The organism is Streptomyces sp. NPDC060002 (assembly GCF_042737245.1).
Taxonomy (GTDB): Bacteria; Actinomycetota; Actinomycetes; order Streptomycetales; family Streptomycetaceae; genus Streptomyces.
Genome location: NZ_JBHWUW010000094.1, coordinates 1,736 through 9,467, shown reverse-complemented (window position 1 = coordinate 9,467; position 7,732 = coordinate 1,736). Strand labels below are relative to the sequence as shown.

At 74.2% G+C, this 7,732-nt stretch carries 8 protein-coding genes; 3 read left to right on the top strand and 5 right to left on the bottom strand.

From position 1 onward, the window contains the following. Positions 1–266: 266 nt before the first annotated feature. A complete protein-coding gene (locus ACFWBD_RS39915) occupies positions 267–1,268 on the bottom strand; it encodes a ScbA/BarX family gamma-butyrolactone biosynthesis protein (protein WP_385678623.1) in 1,002 nt (333 codons plus the stop codon). Positions 1,269–1,784: 516 nt separating this feature from the next. Between ACFWBD_RS39915 and ACFWBD_RS39910 the strand changes: the two genes are divergently transcribed. Next, entirely contained in the window at positions 1,785–2,255 is a 471-nt protein-coding gene (locus tag ACFWBD_RS39910) for a carboxymuconolactone decarboxylase family protein (protein WP_385678620.1), read from the top strand. Between the two features lie 621 nt (positions 2,256–2,876). On the opposite strand, the gene ACFWBD_RS39905 is transcribed toward ACFWBD_RS39910, so the two are convergent. Continuing rightward, on the bottom strand, positions 2,877–3,134 hold the full coding sequence (locus ACFWBD_RS39905; protein WP_385678617.1) for a hypothetical protein: 258 nt from the start codon (positions 3,132–3,134) through the stop codon (positions 2,877–2,879). Continuing rightward, positions 3,085–3,723, bottom strand: coding sequence for a helix-turn-helix domain-containing protein (locus ACFWBD_RS39900; protein ID WP_385678614.1), 639 nt, complete (start codon positions 3,721–3,723; stop codon positions 3,085–3,087). The genes ACFWBD_RS39905 and ACFWBD_RS39900 overlap by 50 nt, the downstream gene beginning before the upstream one ends. Before the next feature lie 307 nt (positions 3,724–4,030). Here ACFWBD_RS39900 and ACFWBD_RS39895 point away from each other — a divergent pair, with 307 nt between their 5' ends. Further along, positions 4,031–4,588: a DUF3291 domain-containing protein gene (locus tag ACFWBD_RS39895; protein ID WP_385678611.1), complete on the top strand. Its 558-nt coding sequence runs from the start codon at positions 4,031–4,033 to the stop codon at positions 4,586–4,588. Positions 4,589–4,634: 46 nt separating this feature from the next. Then, positions 4,635–4,889 (top strand): hypothetical protein, encoded by a 255-nt coding sequence (locus tag ACFWBD_RS39890; protein WP_385678608.1) that lies wholly within the window; start codon positions 4,635–4,637, stop codon positions 4,887–4,889. A 263-nt stretch (positions 4,890–5,152) separates the two neighbouring features. Here the strand turns inward: ACFWBD_RS39890 and ACFWBD_RS39885 are convergent, their stop codons facing one another. Beyond that, positions 5,153–5,524, bottom strand: a complete 372-nt coding sequence (locus ACFWBD_RS39885) for a hypothetical protein (RefSeq protein WP_385678605.1) — start codon at positions 5,522–5,524, stop codon at positions 5,153–5,155. Next, entirely contained in the window at positions 5,521–6,999 is a 1,479-nt protein-coding gene (locus tag ACFWBD_RS39880; RefSeq protein ID WP_385678601.1) for an FAD-dependent monooxygenase, read from the bottom strand. Before ACFWBD_RS39880 ends, ACFWBD_RS39885 begins: the two co-directional genes overlap by 4 nt. Between the last annotated feature and the right edge of the window lie 733 nt (positions 7,000–7,732).

Genomic DNA, 7,732 nt, shown 5'->3' with positions numbered 1-7,732 from the left:
CGTCCGCCGGGACGACACCACGCGCCGGAGCGCCGTCCGCGGGAGCACCGTCCCCCGGGGCGCTGCCTGCTGGAGCCCGGCCTGCCGGAGCACCACGCGCCGGAGCGCCGTCCACCGGAGCGCTGCCGGCCGAGGCCGTCCGCTGAACCGCCGTCCGCCGGGGCGCCGTCCGCCGGTGCGTTCGTGGGGGCGCCGTTTCGCGGGGTGTCGTCCGGCGGGGTGTCGTGCCCCGGGGGCGTGTCCTGCGGGGTGCCGGCCGGCGGGGGTCATTCGGTGTGCGGCGCCATGGTCACGGTGGAACGGAACACCGGGGTGCCGTCCTGCTGGGCGGTCACCAGGACGCTCTCCTCGCCTTCGGGGCGCGGCGGTGCGGTGCGCTGCGCCTCGACGGTGCAGGGCGTGTCCAGTTCGACGTAGCGCAGGAACTCGCTGGTGATGCCGAGGGGCAGGCAGGCGCGGCCCAGTGTGGCGGCCGTGGCCTGGCGGGCGGCTTCGAGCAGCACCATGCCGGGCACGTGGTCGACCGGGTGGTCGAAGAGCACGGGGTGGCGGGTGTCCACGCGCAGCTGCCAGCTGCCGGGCCGGCCGGCGGGGGACAGGACGACGTCCACCGGCGACATCCGCCCGACGCTCTGCGGGGGTTCGGGAGCGGTCAGGGCGAGCACCCGGGGCCGTCCGCCCTGCGGCAGCCGGGCGTCGCGCAGCCGCCGGTAGACGGCCGGCGCGACACAGGTGAACGAGCCGCCCCCGGTCGCGGCGAGGTGGCCCTCCCGGTAGATCTCCACCGTGATGCGGCAGCCGGTCAGGGCGCCGCCGCGGCGCCGTCTCACCTGTGAGCACGTCACGTCGACGTCCAGCGAGGCCGGCGTCAGAGCGACCCGCACGTGGCCGGGCCGCACCTGCACGTCCAGGTCCTCCACGAGGAGGTGGTGGCCCAGCGGCACACCGAACTCGGCGTGCGCCAGCAGGATTCCGGTCTGGCGGATCGTCTCGGCGGCGATCAGCGGATCGTGGCAGCCGTCCACGGCGGCGAAGAAGCTGTGCCCGCGGGGCCACTGGGCGGCGACGGTGAAGCGGGACTCGTCCACCCGCGCCCAGTCGGTGAGCAGGACCTCGGCGACGCTGGCGCGGTGGACGAACTCCTTGGGCACGGTGGTGGTCAGGGACGGCGGGAGGGCGTCACCGGCCCCCACGGGCACGGCCGCGCCCGCCTGTGTGTGTGCTGCGCCGGATATCGCGCGGTGTATGCGGAACGCGCTCGCAGACATAGCTCCCCCTGAGCCGCCTCGGCCTTGAATTCCGGGGGGCAGCCCCCTCGGAAAAACGAAGATACATACCAGCCGGTTTACTTTCCACCGGGAAGGCGCAGCTCCGCTCGCACGATAAATGGAGTGATGTATTCCCGGATTTTCAAGTGATCATCTGCCGAACCGCGAGGGCCCGAGAGCTGCGGGTCTTGCGGGCCGTGTTCTCCTTGGCCCGCGGCCCGCAGGCCAAGGAACGCGGTGCGGGCGGGGCGCCCCACGCCGTAACTCGAGCGATCCCAAAGCCGTTCTTGAGCGGCGGGGCGGGCCGGAGGCGGGGCGGGAGAAAGAAAAGGGAAGATCCCTTGAACACCGGACGGCCCTGAACTCCTCCTGCGCGGCGGGCACTTCGGCATCCGCCCCCCCGGGTGAGGCATTTCGCGCCGGGCGGTCACAACGGGGGCCGTGATCCGTCAGGGAGGTGAGGACACATGAGGACACACCGAAGAGCGGATCACGCTCCGCCCCGAGGAGGAAACCGTGGGATCACGCATACCCAACCCCGTCACCCTCGTCCCTGAACTGGCAGAGGTGGCAGGCGCGTTGCGCAAGGCCGGCGCGAACGGCTCGGTGCCGCAGACCACGATCGGCCTGATCCACCTGCGCACCGGCCAGCTCATCGGCAACACCTACGCGGCGCTGCGCAACGCGGCCGCGCTGCGCGAGGCGGGGGAGTCGCAGGAGCGGATCGCCGCCGTGGCCACCTGGTGGGACGCCCCGTACTTCACCGACGCCGAGCGGGCCGCACTGGAACTGGCGGAGGCCGTGCTCCAGCCGAGCAGCTGGGGCGAGCGCGTCTCCGACGAGCTGTACACGGAAGTCGCCCGGCACTACGACGACATGGCGATCGCCACGCTGGCCCTCGTCATCGGACAGGCCGGTTTCTGGGGGGCGTTCGCCCTCATCGGCAAACCGGTACCCGGCGTGGGACCGGCCGAGCAGTGGACCTGAACCCGGCCCGCCGCCCGCCCCGGGTGCAGGGACCGGCGCGCACCCGGCCCGCGCCGTGTGCCCGGGAGCGAGGGCTCCCGCCGCCGGGGCCGGGGCGGCTGGACACGGCGGGGCCGTGCCGCAGCCCCGTCCATCCGTGCCGCCGGGCGGCCCGGCGCCCGCTGCCCCGGCCGGCACGCGGCGCGCACTTCGCCCACTCGCGTGCCCAGGTACGCGAGAGCTCGCGCCGCCGGCGTGGCCGGCACCGGCCACCCCGGGTCGATCGGCGGTGTGCCGGTCGGGCCTGGCCGGCGGATCGTCCAGGTCGGAGGTGGTCACCCTCCACTGGAACGGCTGTGCCGTGGCAGCGGTCTTCGAAGACTCGGAGCCGGTCCCTGACCTCGGTAGGTCGGTGAAGGCGTTGGGCGAGAGGGCCTCGCTCCGGACGGCGGAGAAGCAGATCTCGACCTGGTCGAGCCAGGAGGCGTGCACGGGGGTGTGGACCATCGACCGTGTTCGGGAACGCCGCGGTGAGCCGGTCGGCCGCCTTCCGACCGCGAGGGGAGGAGCCGTTGTCGGCGATCCGGCACACGCGCCCGGCGCTCGCGTGGGGTTCCTGGCTCATGACCTGGGTAGCCAGGTTCATGAACGGGACGATCTCGGTGCGTTCTTCGGTGCGCCGGACACCTTCGCGGCGTGGACGTCGTAGGCGGCTGGGCAGGCCAGGGCGCCGCCGCGTCCGTAGGTGTGACTGATGCGCATCGCCCTGGCCTTGCCTGGGCCGAGGGCGGGGCGGCAGCGGCACCGGGTCTGGATGGAGGTCTCCTCGTCCGCGCTGATCACGTACTCGTCATCGTCGAGCTGTTCGCCCTGCCAGGTGCGGGCGTACCGGTCCAGCACCCAGACGGCCTTCAGCCGGAAGCCCGGGGCTGGTGATGAAGATGCAGGAGCGGTGCTGCCAGGGCTTGAGCGCGTCCTGGGCCGGCCGGCGGCGCACGGTCGACGCCGGCATGAACGGGGCGATGCCCCGCCGGGCGGCCTCGCGGGCCGGTTCTGGGCACGACCAGCGTGAGAGCGGTACTTCACTCTCGGCAGGCAGGCAGGCAGGCAGGCAGGCAGGCAGGCAGGCAGGCAGGCAGGCAGGGCAGGCAGGCAGGGCAGGCAGGCAGCCGGCAGGCAGCCGGCAGGCCGGCGTCTTGACCTCGGCGGCCTGCAGCGGTGTGAACGAGGCGGGACGGCCGCAGCGTTGACGGTCTTTGAGCCCGGGCAGGCCCGCCTGGGCGAACCGGCCACGCCGGCGGCGCACGGTGCCCACATGCAGCCCCGTCTCCCGGGCGATGCATGCGTTGGAGCGTCCACGCGCGGCGTGCAGCACCACCGGTGCACGCGCCCGCAGCCGGTGCTCGCTCTTGTGGCCGTAGGCCGTCTTCTTCAACCGCACGCGTTCGGCGGCACTCGGGGCTGTCGCGCAGGGGGTGCGGACGGGCATGGCGGGCGAACCGATCGGCCGAAGTGGGTCACTGGCACCCCGTTGGCCTGCCCCGCCCGTCACCGCCCCAGCCCCCGCAATGACCGGTGCAAGAGGCCACTTGGACAGGGAAAACGCAACTTCGACATGGCCCGCAGAGGCAGCTACCTTCACCTGGTCTTCGGCGGTCGCCCACGGTCGCGCAGGAATTCCTTCAGGCTGAGCCACCCGCGACGGGATGAGTTGGCCATGCCCGACGAACCCTCGCCCCCATGCGCAAGCCACCGAACCGGGTCCACGCCGGGCAGCCTCAACCAGGGAGAGACGCATGCCCCCTCTTGCTCTGTACACATTCGGCGTCCTGAAGTCACCTCTCGCCGATCCCGCACCTCTCACGCGCGAGTTCTACGACAGGGGTGAGGCCGTCTACCGGAAGATCAGCCGGCACCCCGGATACCTCGCGCGTGCTGAAGCGGCAGACGGTGACCGGGGCATGCTCTTCGAGGCGGACTGGGGTGCATGGGGAGAGTTCGCCGTACCGACCTGGTACGACAAGGGCCATACGGTGGAAACCACCGCCCTGGCCGCGACACTCTCACTCTGGACCGGCCTGCGCCCCGCCTTCGACGCCGTCTACACCGGTCTGCACCGTGAGGCGCTGAACAGGCGTTACGACTGGTTCGAGAGGACAGGACACCCGAATTACGTGTGCTGGTGGGTCTCCGACGGCGTGATACCCACCTGGCAGGACGGGGTTTCCAGGCTGGAACACCTGCACGACCACGGCTCCGCGCCGCACGCCTTCACCTTCCACCGCTCATTCGCTCCGGACGCAACTCCGACCAGGATCGAAGGCATCGGGCCGAAGAGCGACCAGGTCCGCTGACAAGGAAGCCTGAACGACTGGGTCCGCTGTCAGACGCCTCGATTGAATGACGGCGAACAGACGCGTCTGCGCCGACGGCGGATCCGCCAGTACCCGGGGCTGCGCCCTCTGCCTCGCGAGCCGTGCTGAGTACCGGGACGCCGTCCTGCCCACCAGCGGCTTCGCCGGCACCCCCGAAGACGCCCCCGAAGACGCCCCCGAAGACGCCCTCGAAGACGCCCTCGAAGACGCCCTCGAAGACGCCCTCGAAGACGCCCTCGACTGCGCCTGCGGCCTCTGCCTCACCGACCCCGGCATCTGACCCCGCACCGCACACAACACAGACTCCGCAGTCGACCCCCGAAGGATCTACGGAGCCGACCACCAGCCCGCGCCGCGTACCCGGGGCGGCGGGACGCGGCGGCAGACCCGTCCACCTCGCGCCCCGGGGCGGCCCGGGGCGGCCCTGCGCCTGCCTGCCCCGGCCGGCCCGCGGCGCGCACCTGGCCCGCGCCGTGTGTCGTGGGGCGACAGGACGCGGCGGGGCCCGGGCGGCCGGCTGTCCCCCCTGCCCCGGCTGTCCTGTCAGGTGGGCTCCGGGGCCTGGGCGTGGCCGGGGGCGGGATGTTGACGGGTGCGGCCGTGCGTCATGGCCGGGGCCCGGTGTTCTCGGCCGCCGGGCGGGAGGAGTCTGCCGCTGCCGGGGGTGTCCGCCGGGGGTGCGGAGACGGTGGCCGTCCGTGCGCCGTGCGGTGCGTCCCGCGCGCCGTGCAGGGCGCACCGCACGGCGCCCCCCGTCCGGGCGAGGACGGCGCCCCCCGTCCGGGCGAGGACGGCGCCCCCCGTCCGGGCGAGGACGGCGCCCCCCGTCCGGGCGAGGACGGGGTGCGCCGTGCGGGCGAGGGCGGTGCGGGGCGCGTCGGGCGGGCGGGGGCGGTGCGGGCGGGTCCGGTTCATGCGGGGTGGGGGGTGCCGAACCAGCGGTGCAGGGACTCGGTGAGGGTGGCCGGGTCGTCGCCCGCCCAGGCGATGTAGCCGTCGGGGCGCACCAGCAGCGCCGCGGCCCCGCCGAAGTCCTCGGGGGAGGCGGGGGTGCCGGTGACGGAGGTGACCCGGTCCTTCCAGCCGGCCGCGACCGCCCGCAGGGCGGGCGTGTCGCTCAGGTCGAGCAGGACGCCCAGCGCCGGGTGCAGCAGTTCGGGGGTGCGCACCGGCCCGCCCTCGGTGGCCAGCGGGCGCGGCGGCAGCCGGCGGCCGGCGAGCGGATGGGCGCCGGCGCCCGGGTCGTAGCGGATGTCGAGGTGGCTGACCGCGCCCGCCAGATGCCGCCGGACCTCCTCGACGCCGAGCAGTTCGGCGTACAGGTCGCGCAGTGCCTGGGACTCCTCGCCGCCGAACAGGGCCATCCCCTGGGCGCGGGTGTTCGACAGCAGCCGGGCGCCCACCGGGTGGCGTTCGCCGTGGTAGGTGTCCAGCAGGTCTTCGGGCGCCGTGCCGCGGACGGCGGCGGCGAGTTTCCAGCCCAGGTTGACCGCGTCCTGCACGCCGGTGCTCATGCCCTGGCCGCCGGCCGGCAGATGGATGTGCGCGGCGTCCCCGGCGAGCAGCACCCGGCCCTGCCGGTAGCGGGCGGCCTGGCGGGTGGCGTCGGTGAAGGAACTGACCCACAGGGCCTCGCCGCCGGAGATGTCCTCGCCGGTCACCCGCTGCCAGATCGCGGCGACCTCGTCGAAGCCGGGCGTCTCGCTGTGGCCGGCCAGGGTGGTGTCGTACGCGGACAGGATGATGCGGGCCACCCCGCCGGGCATGGGGAAGACCTGCACCAGGCCGTCCGGCAGCCGCTCGCCGAGCGGGCGCAGGCGCACCCCGGAACCGGCCACGTCGGCGAGGTACATGAGCTGGGAGCCCGAGGTGCCGGGGAAGTCGATTCCCGCGGCCTTGCGCACCGGGCTGCGGGCGCCGTCCGCGCCCACCAGGAACAGGCCGCGCAGCCGCCGCCGTTCGCCGGCGGGGGTGGCCACGGTGACGGTGACGCCGTCCTCGTCCTGCTCCAGGGCGAGGAACTCGCGGCCGCGGCGGATGTCGGCGCCCAGTTCGCCCGCCCACTCCTCCAGCACCGCCTCCGTCTGGGACTGCGGGATGCCGCGGGCCCCGAAGTTCGCGTCCTCCAGGACGGTGTAGTCGAAGGGGACCCCGCCGAAGTGGCCCATCGCACTGGTCTCCAGGCCGCCGAAGCGGGGGACGAGACCGCGCTGGTCGAACGACTCCAGGGCGCGGGTGGTGAAGCCGAGGGCACGTGACTGGCCGGTGGGCTGCTCCAGGGCCTCGGCGACGATGACGCCCGCCCCGCCCAGGCGCAGTTCCCCGGCCAGCATCAGACCGGTGGGACCGCCCCCGACGACGATGACGTCCGCATCAAGCTTGCTGTCCATGTGAGTCCTCTCCTCGTGCGCGTCGGCACGGCGTTGTCACGTTCGCGTGGATCGGTGTCGGGTGTCGTCCTCAGGGGTCGCGGAGGGGCCGGCGGCCTCGCACCGTGCGCGCGGACCACGGGCCGTCCCGGGGGCGGCAGACGCGGTCGCCCGGCCTGCGTCGGCGAGGCCGGAACGGGGCGGGCGGGAGAGAAGGCCGTCAGCGCCGTCCGCGCCGTCCGCGGTCCCGCCGCACCCTGCCTCATGATCCGCCCCGGACCTCAAAGCGGACTCAGGTCTTCCTGGAGCACACCCCACGACCCCACCCGCGCCCCCGGCCTCCCGCCCTCTGCCCGGCGCCCGAACTTCCGTTCCCTGGCCCGGCATGCGCGCCCCGCTCTCTGTCCGGCGTCCGAACTTCCGTTCCCTGGCCCGGCATGCGCGCCCCGTTCTCTGTCCGGCGTCCGAACTTCCGTTCCCTGGCCCGGCATGCGCGCCCCGTTCTCTGCCCGGCGTCCGAACTTCCGCTCTCCGCCTCGGTATCCGCGCCCCCGCCCTCTGCCCGGTGCGCGAACTCCCGGCCTCCCGCCCAGGCCCGGCACCCGCACCCTGCCCGCGCACCCGCCGCCTCCGCCCGCCACCGCGGCGGGGGGGGGGGGGGCCCGCCCCCCCCCCGCCCCACCCGCCCCGGAGGGATATTTATGCGGGGCGGGGGGGGTGTGCAGGGGCGGGGACGGGGGCCCGCCCAGGGGCC